Source organism: Micromonospora sp. HNM0581 (assembly GCF_012726175.1).
Classification (GTDB): domain Bacteria; phylum Actinomycetota; class Actinomycetes; order Mycobacteriales; family Micromonosporaceae; genus Micromonospora.
On sequence record NZ_JAASAD010000017.1, the window covers coordinates 81693 to 101784 of the forward strand.

The 20092-nt window shown below is 70.7% G+C and carries 15 protein-coding genes; 6 read left to right on the forward strand and 9 right to left on the reverse strand.

Annotated elements, in window-relative coordinates:
• Window positions 1–6 precede the first annotated feature (6 nt).
• Window positions 7–837: a hypothetical protein gene (locus HCA58_RS19085; RefSeq protein ID WP_205809067.1), complete on the forward strand. Its 831-nt coding sequence runs from the start codon at window positions 7–9 to the stop codon at window positions 835–837.
• Between the two features lie 138 nt (window positions 838–975).
• On the opposite strand, the gene HCA58_RS19090 is transcribed toward HCA58_RS19085, so the two are convergent.
• Window positions 976–1401 (reverse strand): helix-turn-helix domain-containing protein, encoded by a 426-nt coding sequence (locus HCA58_RS19090; RefSeq protein WP_169599212.1) that lies wholly within the window; start codon window positions 1399–1401, stop codon window positions 976–978.
• 130 nt (window positions 1402–1531) lie between these two features.
• On the opposite strand from HCA58_RS19090, the gene HCA58_RS19095 reads away from it, so the two are divergent.
• Window positions 1532–2404 carry an aldo/keto reductase family oxidoreductase gene (locus HCA58_RS19095; RefSeq protein ID WP_277351277.1) on the forward strand — a complete coding sequence of 291 codons (873 nt, stop codon included), beginning with the start codon at window positions 1532–1534 and terminating at the stop codon, window positions 2402–2404.
• Window positions 2405–2533: 129 nt separating this feature from the next.
• Here the strand turns inward: HCA58_RS19095 and HCA58_RS19100 are convergent, their stop codons facing one another.
• From HCA58_RS19100 to HCA58_RS19110, 3 genes are all read right to left on the reverse strand, one after another.
• A complete protein-coding gene (locus HCA58_RS19100) occupies window positions 2534–3685 on the reverse strand; it encodes a HAMP domain-containing sensor histidine kinase (RefSeq protein ID WP_169599214.1) in 1152 nt (383 codons plus the stop codon).
• A gap of 20 nt (window positions 3686–3705) precedes the next feature.
• Window positions 3706–4374, reverse strand: coding sequence for a response regulator transcription factor (locus HCA58_RS19105; RefSeq protein ID WP_169599194.1), 669 nt, complete (start codon window positions 4372–4374; stop codon window positions 3706–3708).
• Window positions 4375–4498: 124 nt separating this feature from the next.
• The gene (locus tag HCA58_RS19110; protein WP_169599195.1) at window positions 4499–5791 is read right to left on the reverse strand and encodes a PQQ-binding-like beta-propeller repeat protein; all 1293 of its coding nucleotides are present in this window, start codon (window positions 5789–5791) and stop codon (window positions 4499–4501) included.
• An 82-nt stretch (window positions 5792–5873) separates the two neighbouring features.
• On the opposite strand from HCA58_RS19110, the gene HCA58_RS19115 reads away from it, so the two are divergent.
• Entirely contained in the window at window positions 5874–7709 is a 1836-nt protein-coding gene (locus HCA58_RS19115; protein ID WP_346776042.1) for a hypothetical protein, read from the forward strand.
• A gap of 48 nt (window positions 7710–7757) precedes the next feature.
• Here HCA58_RS19115 and HCA58_RS19120 read toward each other — a convergent pair whose 3' ends face one another.
• Together HCA58_RS19120 and HCA58_RS19125 are read right to left on the reverse strand one after the other, a co-directional pair.
• Entirely contained in the window at window positions 7758–9581 is a 1824-nt protein-coding gene (locus tag HCA58_RS19120) for a hypothetical protein (protein ID WP_205809068.1), read from the reverse strand.
• Window positions 9581–11380, reverse strand: a complete 1800-nt coding sequence (locus HCA58_RS19125) for a hypothetical protein (RefSeq protein ID WP_169599215.1) — start codon at window positions 11378–11380, stop codon at window positions 9581–9583. Before HCA58_RS19125 ends, HCA58_RS19120 begins: the two co-directional genes overlap by 1 nt.
• 359 nt (window positions 11381–11739) lie before the next feature.
• Between HCA58_RS19125 and HCA58_RS19130 the strand changes: the two genes are divergently transcribed.
• Entirely contained in the window at window positions 11740–12915 is a 1176-nt protein-coding gene (locus HCA58_RS19130; RefSeq protein WP_205809097.1) for a hypothetical protein, read from the forward strand.
• 112 nt (window positions 12916–13027) lie between these two features.
• On the opposite strand, the gene dxs is transcribed toward HCA58_RS19130, so the two are convergent.
• From dxs to HCA58_RS19145, 3 genes are all read right to left on the reverse strand, one after another.
• Window positions 13028–14968, reverse strand: coding sequence for a 1-deoxy-D-xylulose-5-phosphate synthase (gene dxs, locus HCA58_RS19135; RefSeq protein WP_169599199.1), 1941 nt, complete (start codon window positions 14966–14968; stop codon window positions 13028–13030).
• 169 nt (window positions 14969–15137) lie between these two features.
• Window positions 15138–16358, reverse strand: a complete 1221-nt coding sequence (locus HCA58_RS19140) for a TRAM domain-containing protein (protein ID WP_169599200.1) — start codon at window positions 16356–16358, stop codon at window positions 15138–15140.
• A gap of 46 nt (window positions 16359–16404) precedes the next feature.
• Window positions 16405–18468: an APC family permease gene (locus tag HCA58_RS19145; protein WP_169599201.1), complete on the reverse strand. Its 2064-nt coding sequence runs from the start codon at window positions 18466–18468 to the stop codon at window positions 16405–16407.
• Between the two features lie 152 nt (window positions 18469–18620).
• On the opposite strand from HCA58_RS19145, the gene HCA58_RS19150 reads away from it, so the two are divergent.
• Entirely contained in the window at window positions 18621–19283 is a 663-nt protein-coding gene (locus HCA58_RS19150) for a TrkA family potassium uptake protein (protein ID WP_169599202.1), read from the forward strand.
• A 2-nt stretch (window positions 19284–19285) separates the two neighbouring features.
• Window positions 19286–19975, forward strand: a complete 690-nt coding sequence (locus HCA58_RS19155) for a TrkA family potassium uptake protein (RefSeq protein ID WP_205809101.1) — start codon at window positions 19286–19288, stop codon at window positions 19973–19975.
• The last annotated feature ends 117 nt before the right edge of the window (window positions 19976–20092 follow it).

Consider the following 20092-nt stretch of genomic DNA (forward strand, 5'->3'; position numbering starts at 1 on the left):
GACAGCATGTCCCACCCTTCGGACGCGCACCAGAACCCGCCGGCCGCCGGTCCGTACCCACCCCCTGGCACGTACCCGAACCCGGGCGCCCACCCTCCGGCCGCTCCCGTTCCGTATCCGCCGGCCGGCACCCAGCCGGTACCGCCGCAGCAACCCCCACCCGGCGGCTACCCGCCGCCGGGCCAGCCGTACTCCGCCGGCCCAGGGCACCCCGGTCCTGGCTTCCCCGGTCCAGGGCCGGCCGGACAGCAGAAGAAGAAACTCCAGGTGGGGGTGATCGTGCTGATCGTTCTCGCGGTCCTGCTGGTGCTCTGCGGTGGTGGCGGCACCGCCATCTGGTTCGCGGTCAAGGAGGACGTCAGTGAAGCCATCGACGCCACCCGAACCCGGATGGTCGCCCCGGACACCCTGGCCGGTCGACCGAAGCTCACGGACCCGGAGTTGCAGCAGGCCGCCGATGGGATGGTCAGCGACATCCGGTCCACGGTGAGCAACGAGACGAGCGCGGTGGGCGCGTTCTACGGCGACCCGACCGGCGAGAACCTCGTCATGATCGCGGGTGCCTCCGGCCTGATAACCGATCCCGGGCAGGAACTGGACGCGGCGGTCGAGGGTCTCGCCGCGGGGATGGCGCTCAAGAACATGACCCTGGTCGATGCCGGGCCCCTCGGCGGGGAGGCCCGCTGCGGCGACGGCGAGACGGAGGGCGTCCCGCTCGGCGTCTGCACCTGGGCGGACCGGGGCAGCGTCGGGCTGGTGGTGCTGTTCTTCTCGTCCCGTGCCGACGCCCAGGCCGAGTTTCTGACCATCCGCGGTCAGATCCAGCAGCGCGACTGACCCGAGCCGACAACAGGTCGGCGGACACGAGCCGGTCCCGACCGCCACCGGCGCGGCGGGACCGGGCGGGCCATGCCGGCGGCGCTGCCTCGTCGTCGCCGAACCGCCAGCTAGCTGCATCGACGGGCGCCGCTCGATTCAGGATGCGACCGCGTCGTAGTCGTCGCGGTGTGCGAGGACTTCGCCCATGTGTGCCTGCGCCCAGTTTCTGATCTCGCGTGTCAGGTGGTGTAGCGACAATCCGAGATCGGTCAGCCGGTAGGAGACGGTGACCGGGACAGTCGGCGTGACCGTACGGGTCAGCAGCCCGTCCCGCTCCAGTGACCGCAGGGTCTGGGTCAGCATCTTCTGACTGACCCCGGCCAGCAGGCGAGAAAGCTCGGAGTAACGCATCGTCCTCGGCCCTTCCGACGCACCGGTTTGCGGGGAGGCACCGCCCAACGCGCACAGGATCAGCACGACCCACTTGTTGGAGATCCGGTCGAGCAGCTGACGACTGGGGCACACGGCGAGGAAGGCGTCGTAGTCCTCCTTGGCGTGCACCTGCTGTTGAACCGCCCGCATCGTTGTCACCGAGGCTCCTCCCAGAGTGTTACGCACCTTGAAGTGGCTTCTTCCCGACGGGAAGTAGCTCTCCAAGAATGAGGCAGACGTACGAAAGATGCCACTGTCTCCAACCGAAGAGAGCGACACCATGAGCACCACTACTCCTTCACTGCCCGGCGGCACCTGGACGCTCGGCGATCGACCCGTCACCCGACTCGGGTACGGCGCGATGCAACTCGCCGGGCCGTGGGTGATGGGGCCGCCCGCCGATCACAACGCCGCGCTGGCCGTGCTGCGGGAAGCCGTCGACCGGGGCATCACCCACATCGACACCAGCGACGCCTACGGGCCAACCGTCACGAACGAACTCATCCGCGAAGCACTGCACCCGTACCCCGAGTCGCTGCTCATCGCCACGAAGGTGGGGGCGAACCGCGACGCCCGGGGCGGCTGGCCCACGGCCCGCCGCCCCGAGGATCTGCGCGAGCAGGTCCACCAGAACCTGCGCTCCCTGGGCGTCGAGACACTCGATCTGGTCAACATGCGCATGGGCGACGCCGAAGGTACCCGACCCGGCTCGATCACCGAGGCGTTCGCGACCCTCGCCGAACTCCAGCAGCAGGGCCTGATCCGCCACCTCGGCGTCAGCAACGTCACCGCCGAGCAGGTCACCGAGGCCAGGACCATCGCACCGGTGGTGTGCGTGCAGAACATGTACAACCTCGCCCACCGGCACGACGACGACCTCGTCGTCCAGCTAGCCGGCGACGGCATCGCCTACGTGCCGTTCTTCCCGCTCGGTGGCTTCTCGCCGGTGCAGTCCGAGGCGCTCTCGACCGTCGCCGCCCGACTGGGCTCGGCACCGGTTCCGGTCTCCCTCGCCTGGCTGTTGCAGCGCTCCCCCAACATCCTGCTGATTCCCGGTACGTCCAAGACGGCACACCTACGCGAGAACATCGCCGGCGCAGGGCTGACGTTGCCCGCCGAGGACATCGCCACCCTGGACGGCATCGGCAGCTGATCCGTCCACACGTCCCATCCTCAGCCTGATGCCGTCGATGGTCCCGGTCGCGGAGGCGACCGGGACCATCGACGCACCTCGACGGGGCAGCTTCGGTGGCCTCACGGCGTAGACGGTACTCGCCGTGTCTCAGTGGGCGGCGTCGGCCGCCGGCAGGCTCACCGTCACTTCCAGGCCGCCACCGGGCTGTGCGACAACGGTCACCGTGCCGCAGTGCGCGTCACAGACCGCCCGCACGATGGACAGGCCGAGGCCTGATCCGCGCGCCCCGGTCCGTTCTCGGCCGCCCCGCCGGAAGGGCTCGAACAACCCCGGCACGTCGGCCGGGTCCACCTCGAAGCCGGTGTTGCCGACGACCAGCCAGGATCGCTGCCCGTCGGAGCCGGTACGCACCCAGAGCCGACCGTGCAGATGGTTGTAGCGGACCGCATTCTCGATCAGGTTGCCGGCCAGCCGGTCCAGCAGCCCGGGGTCACCCACCACCGGTGCCGGTTCCAGCGACGTCTGGACCGCCAGTTTGATCCGCTCGACCTCCCGGCGTACGGCAGAGAGCGCGTTGACGGTGCCAGCTGCCAGGTCGAACTCGCTGCGCCGGCCGAGCCGTTGACCGGCCTGCGCCTCGCTGCGCGCCAGTATCAGCAACGCGTCTACCAGCCCGTTGGCGCGTTCGGAGGCGTCGCGCACCACGACCGCCATCCGGCGGTACTCGGCCGGGTCCGCCTCGTCGTCGCTGAGCGTCACGTCGATCTCGGTACGCATCACGGCCAGCGGTGTCCGCAACTCGTGCGAGGCGTTGGCCACGAACCGCTTCTGCGCCTCGAACGCGGCGGCGATCCGGTCCAGCATGGCGTCGAACGTGTCGGCCAGCTCGGCCACCTCGTCGTTCGCCCCGGAGTAGCCGATCCGCTGGTCCAGGGTGGTCTCGCCGAGCCGGCGTGCGGTCGCGGTGACCTGGTGCAGCGGGCGTAGCGCACGGCCGGCGACGGCGTACGCCCCGACCACCCCGACCACGCCGATCGCCAGCAGCGCGGCCAACCCCTTGGCCAGCAGTTCCCCGGAGGCCGCGTCGACGAGCCGCTGTTGCCATGCGGCGGCCTCCAGCGTGCTCCCGTCGGCGAGCACCACGGTGGTGCCGGGCAGCAGCTCGTCGGTGGGGCGCAACGCGTCCCGCACCAGCAGCCAGGCCAGCAGCACCAGGATCGCGCCGGCACCGACCAGTAACACGCCGTTGAGCAGGGTCAGCCGCAGCCGCAGCGTGGGACGTAGCCGCAGGGCGGTCAACCGGCGGCGCGCGGTGCCCGTCACTGCGCCACCTCGGCCGTCCGGTAGCCAGCTCCGACCACAGTCTCGATCAGCGGTGGATCACCCAGCTTACGACGCAGCGTCATCACCGTGACCCGGACGATGGTGGTGAAGGGGTCGGTGTTGGCATCCCAGACGCGTTCCAGCAGTTCCTCGCTGGAAACCACGGCGCCCCTGGCCTTGAGCAGTTCGCAGAGCACACCGAATTCCTTGTTGGTCAGCTCCACCGGCACTCCGCCCCGGGTGGCGGTACGACGGGCCGGGTCGACCACCAGGTCGGCGGTTTCCAGCACCGGCGGGGCCGCCGGAGTCGCCCGTCGGCCCAGCGCCTGCACCCGGGCGACCAGTTCGTCGAAGGCGAACGGCTTCGGCAGGTAGTCGTCGGCGCCGAGCTGCAACCCCTCGACCCGGTCGGCGACGGTGCCGCTGGCGGTCAACATCAGCACCCGGGTCAGTTCGCCGGACGCCGCCAACTCCGCGCAGATCTGGTCGCCGTGCCGGCCGGGCAGATCGCGGTCGAGCACCACCACGTCGTACCGGGTCACGAAGGCCATCTCGTGGCCGCTGTCGCCGTCGTACGCGACGTCCACCGCCATGCCCCGTTTACGCAACCCCCGCGCGATCGCGTCGGCGAGGTTGCGCTCGTCCTCGACCACCAGTACCCGCATGCCCGCCCCTTTGCCGCCCACCGACCACCGACAACGTAACGTCGCCGGCCAAGTCGCCCGACGGGAGCCCGTCGGGCCTCCGCCGGACAACCAGCGGCGACCATCGGCACGGCGACGGCGGCTGTCAGCCGGGCAGCTGCCAGATGCCGTAGCCACCGTCGGTCCGGCGGCAGGCAACGAGGTCGTACCGGCTCTGGCAGTCACCACCGGCACCCGGCAAGACGTCGATACGGCGCGCCGGTGCCCCCGTCGGGTCGAGCCGGGCCAGCACCAGACCGGTCTCGGCGATCCTGCGTACCACGAGCAGCTGCGGAGCGTACTCGTAGCGGCCGACCATCTCCCATGACCCGTGCTCGGCCAGCAGGGCACGGGTGTCGAGGTCGAGGCTGACGAAACTGTCGGTGTTCCGGTCGACGGCGAGGGCGTTGTCGGCACCGACGAGCACGATGTCGAGCACGTTCTCGGTGCTCCACCGCGTCGCCCCGGTCGCCGGATCGAGGACCTGCAGTCCGCCGCCGGCCAGCCCGGCGCAGAGCAGGGGCCCGCAGCCGGTGACGTACGTCGCCGTCGGCACGGTCACCTGCCAGCGAGGTACCAGACCGTCGACGGTGAGCGCGACGACGGTGTGGGAGTTGCGCACCACCGTCACGAGGTCACCGCTCACCCACGCCTGCTGGTAGCTACCCCGACGGTCGGTGGACGTGGGCAGGTGGTGCCGTACCGTGCCGCTTGTCGGATCGATCACCTGGACCTGACCGTCGACGGTGGCCACCACGATGGAGTCGACGGTGCCGTCGTCGCGCTGCCGGTAGTCGACACTGGCCGCCGCCAGCGGCATGGACCACACCTCCGCCCCGTCATCCAGGTCGATCGCCCGCAGCGTGTTGAGGGCTTCGTCGCGGTACGTGCGCAGCAGCGCTCGATCCCGCGTGTCGAGCACGGAGATGCCGGGCACCCGCCAACGCTCCTGCCCGGTGCGCGTGTCGAGCAGCGCGGTCTCGCTGGTGCCGGTGTCCTGGCGGCCCATGGCGACCAGCAGCCCGTCGTCGGCGACCGACTGCACCCGGTAGACCCGGTTACCCTGCGGCACGGGCACCCGCCACAGTGGTTCCAGCCGCTGCGGCACGGCCGTCGGGTGATCCGGCCGGTCGTATGCGAGGAGTTGCTGGCTGCCGTCGACGCTTTCCGGCGACGGGGAGACGGTGAGAATCTGGTTCCCGGCGAGGAACAGGTCACTGCCCAGTGGGGCGGGCACGATCGCGTGGATCCGTCCGGGTGGTGGCGTGCCACCGGCCAGCATCAGCAGCGCGACCAGCGCCATTACGACGACCGCCGCCCGGCTGCGGTCCAGCGGGGAACGTCGACGCCGCGGCGGATCGGGTAGCTCGGTCAACTCGCCGAGGTCGATCAACGTCACGCCGGTCCTCCCCTGACACACACCGGAGGCGCGTCGGGCGGGCGGGTTTCCGCCTGTACGATGGCCCGTCGTGGCTGTGCCGGTGGTGAATACCTCGCTGAACCCCGTCTCCGAGACCGTCGAGACGCGATCAACGACAACACGTCCCCGGCGGGGGCCGACGCGCGGCGACGCGCTGGCCATCGGAGCCTACGTGCTGCTCGGCGTCGTCGTCTGCCTGAACTACTGGGCGGACGTGAACAGTCGGGTTTCGTCCCATCTGCCCACCGACCACAGCTGGTTCGAGTGGCTCTTCGCACACGGTGCGTACTCGGTGCAGCACCTGGAGAACCCGCTCTTCACCGCCCGGCAGAACGCCCCGGACGGGGTGAACATGATGGCCAACACCTCGCTGCTCGGGGTGACCCTGCCGTTGGCGCCACTCACCATGCTGCTCGGTCCTCAGGTGGTCTACGCGCTCTACCTGGGCGGGGCGTTGGCCGCCACCGCCGGCACCTCCTACTGGATGCTGTCACGACACCTGGTGCGGTCCCGGGCGGCGGCCTTCGTCGGCGGCGGATTCCTCGGCTTCGCCCCCGGCATCGTGCACCACGCCAACGGTCAGCCGAACTTCGTCTCCAACTTCCTGCTGCCGCTGATCGTGGTACGGGTGTTCCGGCTGGCCGAGCCGGGCCGGTGGCGGCGCAACGGGCTGGTGCTCGGGTTGCTCGTCGCGTACCAGATCTTCATCAACGAGGAGATGCTGCTGCTCACCGCGTTGGCCTGCCTGGTCATCGTGATCGCGTACGCGGCGATGCGTCCGCGTCAGGCGCGGGCCCGGGTGGGCACGTTCACGGCCGGGCTGGGCTTCGGCGGCGCGGTGGCACTGCTGTTGACCGCGTACCCGATCTGGTTCCAGTTCAACGGTCCGCAGTCCTACCGGGGCCTGCAGGGCGGAGTGTTCCACAGTTGGGGGGAGGACGTCGCCGCCTTCGTCACCTTCCCCCGGGACACCATCGCCGGTGACGAGGCGGTGGAGGCGACCATCGGTATGACCGAACAGAACACCTGGTTCGGCTGGCCGCTGGTGCTGTTGTCGTTGGTCGCTCTGATCCTGCTGGTCCGCCGCTCGTTCATGGCCCGGATCCTGGCCGTGCTCGTGGTGGTCTTCTCGGTCGCCGCACTCGGCCCGGAAATCCGGTTCAACGGCGAGCTGACCGGCATCGCCGGCCCGTGGTCGTACATCCCCGAGGATCTGCCCCTGGTCGAGATGATGATGCCGACCCGGCTGACCCTGGTGACCACCGCCGCACTCGGCGTACTGCTGGCACTGGCCTGGGACGCGGTTGCGGGCAGCCACCGGCGGCCGGTGCCGGCTCCGCGTACCCCGGAGGCGCCGGCCACCGACCGCCGGCTGCGCTGGCAGCACCTCGTCGGGTACGCCGCGATCACCCTCGCCGTGCTGCCGCTGCTGCCCCGGCCGCTGCCCGCTGAACCGGTCGACCCGCCGCCGAACTTCATCACCTCCGGTTCCTGGCGACCGTACGTTCCGGACGGCCGAACGCTGGTGCCGGTGCCCATCCCCAGCAACGTGCACGGCCTGTCGACCCTGCGGTGGAGCGCGCTGTCCGGACACGAGTTCCCGATCCCGGCCGGCTACTTCATCGGCCCGAACCTCGACGGCCAGGGTGTCTTCGGCGCGCCGAACCGCCCCACGAGCACCCTCATCTACCGGACGATGGATGCCGGTGAGGTTCCCCCGCTGACCGAGGAGAACCGTCGGCAGGCGGTGGAGGACCTGCGCTTCTGGCGGGCGTCGGTGGTGGTGCTCGGCGCGCATCCCCGCGAGCCGGTGCTGCGCGAGCTGCTCACCGCCCTGCTCGACGAGCCGCAGCGCGTCGACGACGTCTGGCTCTGGGACGTCCGCGACCGGGTGTGACGGGCCTCGACGACAGGCCGCCTGGACGGTCTGACCCCGCCGGGCACGTCAGTCCACGAGGTGCCGTACGTCCCAGACCAGTGCACCATCGATCTCCCGGGCCGGCCCGAGCAGGGCCTCGACCGTCCGCCGCACCGGGTCACCGTGGTGCAGCCCACCCTGGACCACCACGGCTGCTCGCCAGTGCCGCAGGTCGGCCACCGCCTGCCGGCGGTCGACCTCGCTGATCGCCGGCACCTCGCCGGAGTCGGCCACCCGACGCAACAGCAGGGAGGTGGGCCGGTCGGGGGCACCCCAACGTGCCCGGGGGTCCTCCGGCGAACGTGGGCCGATGAAGAAGCCGCCTGGTGCGGTGAACGCCAGCCCGGTGCGGGCGGACCAGAGCATCGCCGGGCTCCGGCCCGCGTTCGTCACCGGTGGCACCGAGACGACCGTCCGCCCCGCCGGCACGTACGCCCGCCAGGTTCCCTCCGCCACGAAGGCTGGCACCGGCCACACAGGCACCGTACGGATCGGGGTCGGCGTCAGCGGCAGTAGCGCCGCCAGCACCGTGCCGGCCCAGAGCAACCGCACCGGAACCGCATCCGGTCGACCACTGAGGGCCGCCGGCTGTCGCTGCACCCGGTCCACGGAGAGGGCGAGCAGGACACCCAGGACCGGCACACAGACCAGCGAGAACCGGGCCGGCACCACATGGTCGAGCAGCGGCAGCCCGGCGATCAGCCGGTACGGGCCCGGCAGATCCGTCGCCGTGCCGCCGAGGCGAACCTGCGGGCCCAGGGAGAGCAGGGCGAAGACGACGCCGCAGGCGGCGAGGGCCGGGACCAGCGGTCGACGCCACAGCCACACCGTCACGACCAGGGCCAGCACCAGCAGACCCGGCCCGAAGAAGGAATTCTCCTCGGTCGCGTTGGGGGCCAGCAGGGCGGGCATGCGGTGGTCCCCGAAGACGGTCTGCCGGGCCGTGGCGGTGAACGACGCGGCGTCCAACTGAAAGCCGTGCGCATGGAACGGCATCCCCCGGTAGTGCCCGGGGCCGAAGAACTGGAACCACAGCGGGTAGGCCAACAGCGCCGCCGCCACCGCCGCACCGACCGCGATCCGGCCGGCCACGACCGGGGCGAGCCGGCGGGTGGTGGCCCGGTCCGCCAGCGCGTACCCGAGGGTGATCACGCCGGTGGCGAGCGCAACCAGGAGCAGCACCTCCTCGCCGAGGAACGCCTGGTAACTCACGACCAGACCGAGCAGCACGCCGGGCCACCACACCCGCGACGCGCTCCCCGCCGGTCGGGCAGTGCCCCCGGCCCTATCCGGGACGAGCACCAGAGCCAGGATCACCGGTACCAGGAACTGGGCGGCCATGTGCAGGTGCGATCCGGCCTGGGCGACCATCCCGGGAGCGAATCCGCAGACCAGCCCACCGAGTGCGGCGGCCGGTCGGGACTCGACGAGACGTCGGCGCAGCAGCACGTACCATGCGGTGGCCGTACCGGCGAGGCAGCCGACCACCGCCACCCCGAAAGCCACCTGCGAGCCGAACAGCAGCGTGACCGGGGTCAACGGGATGCCCAGGCCCAGCACCGAGGTGTTGGCCATCAGATTCACCCCGCCGGGTGCGTTCAGCGCGTCACTCCACAGCGGATCCTCGAAGCGGACCACGGCGCGTGCGGCGTGGGCCAGCATCCACTCGAAGAGGATCTGGTCGCCGGCCTGATGGAACAGCCGGTCCGGCTGACCCCACTGCCGGTTGGTGAGCCAGACGGCCAGTGCCAGGTAACCGGCCACCACCACCGCGTCGGGCGTACGCGGGCGGAGCCGCCACCGGCGACGGCTGCCGACCTCGTCGTCCGGTCCGGTCGTACCGATGGACATCAGACCCGGGGGTCGGTGAGGGACCGTACGTCCCACACCCAGACGTCCAGTTCGAGCCGGGCCGGACCGACCAGTTGCTCGACGGTCTGCCGTAGCGGCTCCGAATGCGGCTGCGAGACCGGCAGCACCAGGATCGCCGCCCGCCAGTGCCGCAACTCGTCGAGGGACCGTCGCCGTTGACGATCGTCCAGTTGCGGGGTCCGCCCGGTGGTGGCCACCTCCTCCAGCAGCTTCCCGACTCCGCTGGGCCGACCACCGAAGCGACCCGGGTCACCGGTGTTGCCGTTGCGTGGGGCGAGGAAGTAGCCGCCGGGGATCTTGAAGTCGAGGTTGGTGGAAGCGGCCCACCGCATGCCGTGGGTGTTGCCCATGCTCGGCACCGGGATCGGCACCAGAGTCTGGTCCGGTCCGACGTAGGGGCGCCACCGGTCGGAGGTGATGAAATCGGGCACCGGCGGGCGGGAAGTCATCGACAGCGGCATGGGGGTGATCGGCAACAACGCGAGTACCAGACCGGCGGCGGTCAACGTACGGACGGTACGCCGGTCCAGGGACAGCGTGCCGGTCCGCTCGATGGCCAGGGCCAGCAGGATCGCCACGACCACGCTGGTGATCATGCCGAACCGGGTCGGCACCACCGCGTCGAGCAGCGGCAGCCGTACCAGCCACTCCCACGGGCCGACCATCAGTTCCCGGTCCCACCAGCTGATCCGCTCACCGAGGGAGAGGACGGTGTAGAAGGCGGCGGTCACGGCGAGCGCCCGGACCAGCACCTCGCGGCGGAGCCAGAGCACGATCCCGACCGCGATCAGCACCAGACTCCAGCCGAAGAAGGCGTTTTCCTCGGAGTAGTTCGGCGCGAGGTTGACGTTCGCCCGCTGGCTACCGCCGACGGTGGGTGAACCGGGCGCGAAGTAGGCAGCAATGTCGTTGCCGTAGTCGCGGACCGCGTCACTGAGCCCGTGGTACGCCATCGGGCCGGCGAACTGGATGTACAGCGGGTACGCCAGCAGCGAGCCCGCGACCACCGTGCAGGTGACAAGCGCCTTGGCCAACGGTCGCCAGGCCGCCGACCAGAGCGCGGGCCGCTGGGCGACCACCGCGATCAGGAAGATCCCGCAGCCCATCGCGGTGAAGAGGAGGATCTCCTCGTTGATGAACGCCTGCGCGGTGACCAGCAGAGCCAGCAGCACGCCGTCCCGGTACGGCCGCATCGACCGGGTGATCACGATGACCCGCCAGACGATGAACGGCAGCAGGAACTGGCTGATGATGTTCGGGTGCCAGCTGGCGTGCGACAGCATCGCCGGTGAGAAGCCGCAGAACCAGCCACCGACCACCGCGGCGAGCCGGTTGCTCACCACGTGTCGGGACAGCACGAAATACCAGGCCGAGGCGGTCCCGGCGAGACCGAGCGTCACCAGCAGCACGAAGGTCACCGCAGGTCCGAAGAGCAGGGTCACCGGCACCATCGGGATGCCCAGGGCGAGGATGGCCGTGTTGGCCATCAGGTTGACCCCGTCGGGGTAGTTGAGCTGCTCGGTGAAGAACGGGTACTCCCCGTGCAGTACCACCCGTACCGAGTGGGCGAGGAAGAACTGCACCTGGGCCGGGTCACTGCTGTAGAGCGAGGCGACCCTCCCCGCCGGGTCCACCCAGATCTGACTGGTCACCCAGAGCGCGGTCAGCAGGAAACCGCCGAAGACCGCGAGATCCCGTCGCCGGGGCGTCCACCGGAACCGACGGCGGGGTTCCGCTTCGGGAGCAACGGCATCGGCTTCCCGCGTACCGTCGGACACCGTCGGTCCGGTCTTCCGCGTGGCCGCTTCGTCGGTGCCGGAGGTGATCCGGTCCGCAGGGGAAGCGCCAACCGTCCGGTCACGCACGGTGACAACTTCGGACGGTGGGTCGGCGACGTCGGCGGATCGCGGCAGCGCGGCAGCGCGGGTCTCGGCAGGCGTCACAGTCGGCGGAGTCTACCCGAGTGGGGAAAATGCCCCAAGTCAACGCGGTGTCTCCTGTGGCCGGTGTGCCGACCGCGCGACGCAGCGTATGGCCACCCGAAGCATCGCCGGGACGTCTCGTACTATTGCCCTCCGACACGACGACGCGATCCGATCGGGAGGCGTGACAGGTGGCTCCAGCCCGTTGGCGCGGCTTGGCCGCCACCGGCTTGTCCACCTTGCTGCTCGCCGCCACCGCCTGCGGGCCGGTCGCCCAGCGTCAGCCGCAGGACCTGCGGGTGGGCTACGACAGCCGGGACGGTTCGTTGACGGTGTGGCCACCGCGTGGCGCACTGGCCGAGGACACCACGGCGACCACCGCGGTCACCGAGGCCGTACGCGACTGGCGCTCACCCGTGGACGACCGCGCGCATCTACCCTCCTCCGGCATTCTCTTCTCCGGTCAGGTCGACGGCTCGCCGCTGGCTCTGGTCGCGGCGTCGGTACCCGGGCAGGCCGCTTCCTGGCTGCTCCAGCTCACCGGCGACGGTGAGCGGTACACGGTCAGCCACGCCACCGAGTACACCGACCCCGGCTACCTGGCCTACTCCGACGTGTTGCCGGTACAGTCACCCGGGGGGCGGCGCTACCTGACCTCCGAACGGGTTCGGCGGCTGGTCGGGCCCGACGGCCGTACCCTTTCCGGCACCGATGGTCTGACCGATCCGGTCGAGGTGCCCGAATGTCGGGCGGTGACCGTCACCGCCACCCTGCGTTCCACCGAGTCGCTGCCCCGTGGCCGGGCCAACGATCGACTGCTCGACCTCGGTACCGGCACCGCCGCCCCCCGGTATCCGCTGGTACGCGACGAGAGCGGCTCGGGCCGACGGGCCCTGAACGGCCTCGACACCTGCCTGCTGGCCGGCGAGGACGGCCCGTTCGGCAGCATCCTGCGTCGCGTCGGCGACCGGGATCTTCCTCAGTTGGTGCCGGCTTCCTGGCCGATGGAGGCACTCGCGGTGCGTACCCTCGGCGAGATCGTGCTCGACGGTGGCGAGCCGGCCGAGCTGGAGCAGCTCACCTGGGACAGCGCCGAGGGGGCGATGAGCGCGGTCGTGTACCGTCCCGCCGACGGCGGTCCGGTGGTCCTCTCCCCCGCCGACCGGACGGACCCTCTGCAGGTGTACGAGCTGCCGGTGCCGGGCCGGCCGCTGGTGGTGCTGAGTTGGCGGGCCGCCAAGGACACCACGCTGTCGGTGCCACCGAACACGGCTCGTCTGGTCGACCGCCCCGGTCTGGTGGTGACACCCCTGCCCGACCGCCGCGAGACCTTCAGCCTCGCCGCCGACGACAAGACCCACTACCGCTCCGCCGGCTCCCCCCGCACCTGACCCACCCCACCCCCAGCGCCCGCGATCATGCAGTTGCGGCACCCACCGAAAGGTGCGTACCTCCCGGAACGGCAACCACAACTGCATGATCGGCGCGGTGCGGTTGGGGGGGTCAGTTGGGGGTGGGGGTCAGGTGAGGAGAGTCGGCGGGCTCGGTGTCGAGGCGGGAGATCCAGCCGGTGACGTCGCGGGCCACGTTCTGGGCGGTCAGGCCGAGGTCTGCCAGGATCTGGCCACGGGAGCCGTGCGGGTGCCAGTCGGGTGCTACGCCCAGGTCACGCAGCGGCACCCGAACGTCGGCGTCACGCATCGCCTGGGCCAGTGCGTCACCCACCCCGCCAACCCGGACACCGTCCTCGACGGTGACGACCAGTCGGTGGGCGGTGGCCAGCTCGACCAGTTCCGCCGGGACCGGGCGGACCCAGCGGGGGTCAACCACGGTCACCCCGTAGCCCTGCTCGGCGACCCGGGCGGCGACGTCCATGCCGAGCTGGCCGAAGGCACCGACCGCGACCAGCAGCACGTCGGTACGCGCCGACTCCGCCAGCACGTCGACCGGCCCGATCCGCCGCAGGGCGGGCAGGTCGGCGGCGACCGCGCCGGTCGGGAAGCGGACCACGGTCGGGCCGTCGTCGACGGCGACCGCCTCGCGCAGCTCCTCGCGCAGGGTGGCGGCGTCACGGGGGGCCGCGATCCGCAGGCCCGGCACCACCCCGAAGACCGACATGTCCCAGATGCCGTAGTGGCTCGGCCCGTCGGGGCCGGTGATCCCAGCCCGGTCCAGGACGAAGGTGACCGGCAGCTTGTGCATCGCGACGTCCAGCAGGACCTGGTCGAAGGCGCGGTTGAGGAAAGTCGCGTAGACCGCAACCACCGGGTGTAGCCCGCCCATCGCCAGACCGGCCGCCGAGGTGACCGCGTGCTGCTCGGCGATGCCGACGTCGTAGACCCGCTCCGGATGCTTCCGGGCCAGCTTCGCGATGCCGGTCGGCTCGGCCATGGCGGCGGTGATGCCCACCACGTCGGGCCGCTCGTCGGCGACCGCGACCAGCTCGTCGGCGAAGACGTGGGTCCACTTCACCGCCGGGGCGGCGGTGGACACGCCAGTGGCGATGTCGAAGGCACCTGGGCCGTGGAAGCAGTCCGCCTCGTCCTCCTCGGCGGGGCGGTAGCCGTAGCCCTTGCGGGTGACCGCGTGCACGATGACCGGGCCGCCGAAGTTCTTCGCCGCCCGCAGCGCCGTCTCCACGGCGGCCACGTCGTGCCCGTCGACCGGACCGACGTACTTGATTCCGAGGTCCTCGAACATCGCCTGCGGGGCGACCGCGTCCTTGACGCCCTTCTTGACCGCGTGCAGCACCTCGTACATCGGCCTGCCGACCAGCGGGGTCGAACCGAGGGCGTCCTTGACGGCGTCCAGGACCTTCTCGTAGCCCGGGTTGAGCCGCAGCGTCGACAGGTGGTGGGCGAGACCACCGATGGTGGGCGCGTACGACCGGCCGTTGTCGTTGACCACGATGACAAGCGGATTGTCGGTGGCGGCGATGTTGTTCAGCGCCTCCCAGCACATGCCACCGGTCAGGGCACCGTCACCGACCAGCGCCACGACGCTACGCTGTTCGCCGCGCAGCGCGTACGCCTTGGCGAGGCCGTCGGCGTACGACAGGGCGGTCGAGGCATGCGAATTCTCGATCAGGTCGTGCTCGCTCTCGGCCTGGCTGGGGTAGCCGGAGAGCCCACCACGCTGACGCAGCTGGTCGAACCCGCCCTGCCGACCGGTGAGGATCTTGTGCACGTACGCCTGGTGGCCGGTGTCGAAGAGCAGCCGGTCCCGGGGTGAGTCGAAGACCCGGTGCAGAGCCAGGGTGAGCTCCACCACGCCCAGATTGGGCCCGATGTGCCCGCCGGTACGCGACACCTTGGCGATCAAGAAATCACGGATCTCGGCGGCGAGGATGTCCACCTCGGTGGCCGACATCCGCTTGACGTCCTGGGGACCGTGCACCGTGGCCAGCAGCCGACCCTGGTTGGCCGTGTCCTCTTCAACACTCATGACCGCAGAGTCTATCGGCCCGCGCGCACCTTGCAGCCCGGGCGCGGCGACCACCGGTACTGAGCGCCTGGTCAGCCCGACACCCGTAGCCGGCATGGCGCCCCGCACCGGTCCGCCGGCCCGTCGGGACCCCTGCCACCCGACGGCACACGCTCCGGCGGACGGCCGGTCAGGCCGGCACCAGCAGCCCGACCAGTTCCACGTGCCGGGTCATCGGAAACAGGTCGTACCCGCGCAGCTGGGCCAGTCGCCAACCCGACTCGGTGAAGACCCGAAGATCCCGGGCGAACGCCGCCGGATCACAGGCAACGTACGTCACCGCGCGCGGACCGGCGGCAACCACGTCGCGTACCACCCGCGCGCCGGCACCCGTGCGGGGCGGGTCGAGCACCACCACGTCGACCGGGCCGGTGAGCCGGCGGCGGGCCAGCGCGGTCTCCACCCGCGCCGCCACCACCTCGACGGTGGGCAGGTCACGCAGATTCTCCCGGGCCGCCGCGATGCCGTCCCCGGCCGCCTCGACCAGGATGGTCCGCCCGGACTCGCCCACCCGCGCGGCCAGCGCGGCGGCGAACAGGCCGGCGCCGCCATAGAGATCCCAGGCCCGGTCCCCCGGTCGCGGGTCGGTCAGCTCCAGTACCGCATCCACGAGGGTGTCCGCGGCGGCGGGATGCACCTGCCAGAACGACGAGGCGGGCAGTACCCACTGCCGACCGGCGGCCTGCTCCCGGACCTGTTCCGGGCCACTCACCCGGCGGCTGGTCCCGGCCGTCACGGCGGTCACCGCCACGTCCCCGCCGGTACTGGCGACGGTCTCCACCGCCTCGGCGTCCGGCCAGCTCACCCCGGCGGCGGTGAGCACCGGCAGTTGCTGGATGGCCGGATGGGCGATGACGCAACGGTCCACCGGCACCACCTCGTGGGAGCGGTGCTTGAGCAGCCCGGCACGACCCGCCGCGTCAACCGAGTAGCGGACCCGGGACCGCCAGCCCAGCGGTCCACCCGGCAGGGCGGCGACCCGTAGGCCTAGCGCGTCGCAGACGGCCTCGTCCAGACCACCGAGGCGGACGAGCTGCTCCCGGACCGCCGCCTCCTTCCAGCGCAACTGCGCGTCCGGGGCGACGTGTTGCAGGTCGCAGCCGCCACAGCGTCCGGGCCGGGCGTACGGGCAGGGTGGGGTGACCCGCTCCGGTGCGGCCTCCAGCACGGTGACCGCGTCGGCCCGGACGAAGCCCCGGTGCACCTCGGTCACCTCGGCCAGTACCCGTTCGCCCGGTAAGGCGTGCCGCACGAAGACCACCTGGCCGTCCACCCGGGCCACGCAGTGTCCCCCGGGGGCGACCGCCGCCACGGTCAACTCGACCTGCTGCGCCTCCTCCAACCCACTCATCGCGCCCCCTCGCCACGTCCGGCGTCCCGCCGGGCAGTCCGCACGCTCATCGTGGATCACCCTCCCCGGCCGCACTCTGCGGGGTCGGCGACGCGGCCACCGGAGGCAGGGTGCTGCGGGGCGCCACCCGGGGGCCCCGGACCGGCCCACGACCGAGCGTGGCGTCCATCCGGTCCAGGTCCTTGCCGGCGGTCGAGGCGAGCTGCCACGGCACGCTTGTCACCATCACACCGGGCTCGAACAGGAGTCGACCCTTCAGCCGCAGTGCGCTCTGGTTGTGCAGCAGGTTCTCCCACCAGCGACCCACGACGTACTCGGGGATGAAGACCGTGACCACGTCGCGCGGTGACTCGCGGCGGACCCCGGCCACGTAGTTCAGGATCGGACGGGTGATCTCCCGGTACGGGGAGTCGATCACGGTGAGCGGGATCGGCACCCCACGCCGGTCCCAGTCTGCCTGCAACTGCCGGGTGTCGTGGTCGTCGACGTTGACGGTGACCGCGGTGAGGGTGTCCGGTCGGGTGGCCTGCGCGTACGCCACCGCCCGCAAGGTGGGTTGGTGCAGCTTGCTGACCAGCACGATCGCGTGGTTGCGGGCAGGCAGCACCGGGCGTCCGTCGTCCGGGGCCAGTTCGACTGCCACCCGGTCGTAGTGCCGGCGGATGGCGAGCATCAGCACGTAGATCAGGCCCATCGCGACGATGGCGATCCAGGCGCCGAGCAGGAACTTGGTGATCAGCACGATCACCAGCACCGCGGCGGTCATCGCCATCCCGAAGGTGTTGATCGCCCGGGAGCGGACCATCCGGCGGCGCACCTGCGGGTCCCGCTCGGTGTGCAGCAGCCGGTTCCAGTGCCGGATCATTCCGGCCTGGGAGAGGGTGAACGAGACGAAGACACCCACGATGTAGAGCTGGATGAGCTTGGTCACCTCGGCCTGGAAGCCGATGATCAGCAGGATCGCGAAACCTGCCAGGAAGAGGATTCCGTTGGAGAAGGCGAGCCGGTCACCCCTGGTGTGCAACTGCCGGGGCAGGTAGCGGTCCTGGGCCAGGATCGAGCCGAGCACCGGGAAGCCGCTGAAGGCTGTGTTGGCGGCCACGAACAGGATCATGGCCGTCACTCCGACGACCAGGAACAGCAGCACCGAGTTCGATCCGAAGATCGTCTCACCGAGTTGCGCGGTGACGGTCTTCTGCACGTACCCCGGTGGGCCGGAGACGATCTGCAGGTCCGGGTCCTCGACGAACTGCAACCCGGTGAGCCGGGCCAGGAAGACGATGCCGACGAGCATGGTCACCGCGACCAGGCCGAGCATCAGCAGCGTGGTGGCGGCGTTGCGGCTCTTCGGTGCCTTGAACGCCGGCACCCCGTTGGAGATCGCCTCCACTCCGGTCAGCGCGGCACAGCCGGAAGAGAAGCTACGCAGCAGCAGGAACGCCATCGCCCAGCCGGTGGTGTCGTGCCACTCGGCGGCGATGACCAGGTCTGCGCTGGGGGCACGCAGGTCCTCACCGAGCACGACGACACGGACCAGCCCGGTGAGGATCATGCCGATGATGACGATCATGAAGCCGTAGGTGGGGATCGCGAACGCGCTGCCCGCTTCCTTGATACCGCGCAGGTTGACCGCGGTCAGCAGCACCACGGCGGAGACCGCGATGAGCACCTTGTGGGTCGCCACGAAGGGGATCACCGAGCCGAGGTTGGCCACCCCGGAGGAAACCGACACGGCGACGGTGAGCACGTAGTCGACAAGCAGCGCACTGGCCACCCCCACCCCGGCGCGTGGGCCGAGGTTCACCGTGGCCACCTCGTAGTCGCCGCCGCCCGAGGGGTAGGCGTGCACGTTCTGCCGGTAGCTGGCCACCACGGTCAGCATGACCACCACCACGCCGAGGGCCACCCACGGCGAGAACACGAACGCCGAGGCACCCGCGATGGAGAGCATCAGCAGGATCTCGTCCGGCGCGTACGCCACGCTCGACAACGCGTCCGAGGCGAAGACGGGCAGGGCGATGCGCTTCGGCAGGAGGGTGTGCTTGAGCCGGTCGGACCGGAACGGCCGGCCGACGAGCAGCCGCTTCAGCAGGGAGGTGGATCGGGCCACAACGGCCAAGCGTACGACCACCGACAATGGGCTCGTGGGGTGGTCGGCTACGGGCCCGTCCGGCGCCGGAGTACCGTCGGTCCCCGCCCGCGGTCCCGACGTGGCAGGCTCGCAGGCAACGAGGCGCAGTGGTACGCATCGTGGGAGGCAGCGTGCATGTCGTGATCATGGGTTGTGGCCGGGTCGGTTCGACCCTGGCGCACAACCTGGAGGCCCGGGGGCACTCGGTGGCCGTCATCGACCAGGACGCCGACGCCTTCCGCCGGCTGAGGCCCGACTTCGCCGGTGTCACGGTCACCGGGGCCGGCTTCGACGGCGACGTGCTACGCCAGGCCGGCATCGAGCGCGCGGACGCCTTCGCCGCGGTGTCCAGCGGCGACAACTCCAACATCATTTCGGCCCGGCTGGCCCGGGAGACCTTCGGCGTGGTCCGGGTCGCGGCCCGCATCTACGACCAGCGCCGGGCGCAGGTCTACGAACGGCTGGGCATCCCCACCGTGGCCACCGTCCGGTGGACAGCCGACCGGATGCTGCGGCACCTGCTCCCCGAGGGCAACGTGGAAATCTTCCGCGACCCCACAAGCACCGTCTCGATCGTCGAGGTGCCCGTACACAAGGACTGGATCGGCCGTCCGGTGCGGGCTCTGGAGGAGGCGACCGGTGCCCGGGTGGCGTACCTGACCCGGTTCGGCATCGGCACCCTGCCCACCGTGGCCAGCGTGGTGCAGGAGGGCGATCAGGTCTTCATGCTGGTCACCGACGACATGGTGGCGGCGGTCACATCCGTGACGGCGACGCCGGAAGGAGGTCAGTGACCATGCGGGTCGCCATCGCCGGTGCGGGCAACGTGGGCCGTTCCATCGCCCAGGAGCTGATCGAGAACGGCCATCAGGTGATGCTCATCGAACGGCAGCCCCGGATGCTCCGACCGGCCCGGGTGCCGGACGCGGAGTGGGTGCTGGCCGACGCCTGCGAGCTGACCAGCCTGGAGGAGGCCGAGCTGGATGGCTGCGACGTGGTGGTCGCGGCGACCGGCGACGACAAGGTCAACCTCGTGGTCTCACTACTGGCCAAGACCGAGTTCGCGGTACCCCGGGTGGTCGCCCGGGTCAACCGGGCGGAGAACGAGTGGCTGTTCACCGAGCAGTGGGGCGTGGACGTGGCGGTCAGCAAGCCACGGGTGATGGCGGCGCTGGTCGAGGAGGCGGTGACCGTCGGTGACCTGGTCCGCCTGATGACGTTCCGGCAGGGTGAGGCGAACCTGGTCGAGATCACCCTGCCGCCTACCGCGCCCTACGTCGGGCATCCGCTGCGTGAGGTGCCACTGCCCCGGGACTCCGCGCTCGTGGCGATCCTGCGCGGCAAACGGGTTCTGGTGCCCAGCCCGGACGACCCGGTCGAGGCCGGCGACGAACTGGTCTTCGTCTGCACCGCCGAGATGGAGGACGCGGTACGGGCGGTGGTGCTCGGCCCGGACAGCGTCGAACGCACCCGCGAGTCACGCTAGGTGACTGGTGTTAAACGATGGCTGCCATCGGCGTGGCGGCCATCGTTTTGAATCTATTTCGGGTAGTTTGCTGGGATGACGTTGGGCATAGCGTCGCAGCAGCTGGACCTCTTCGAT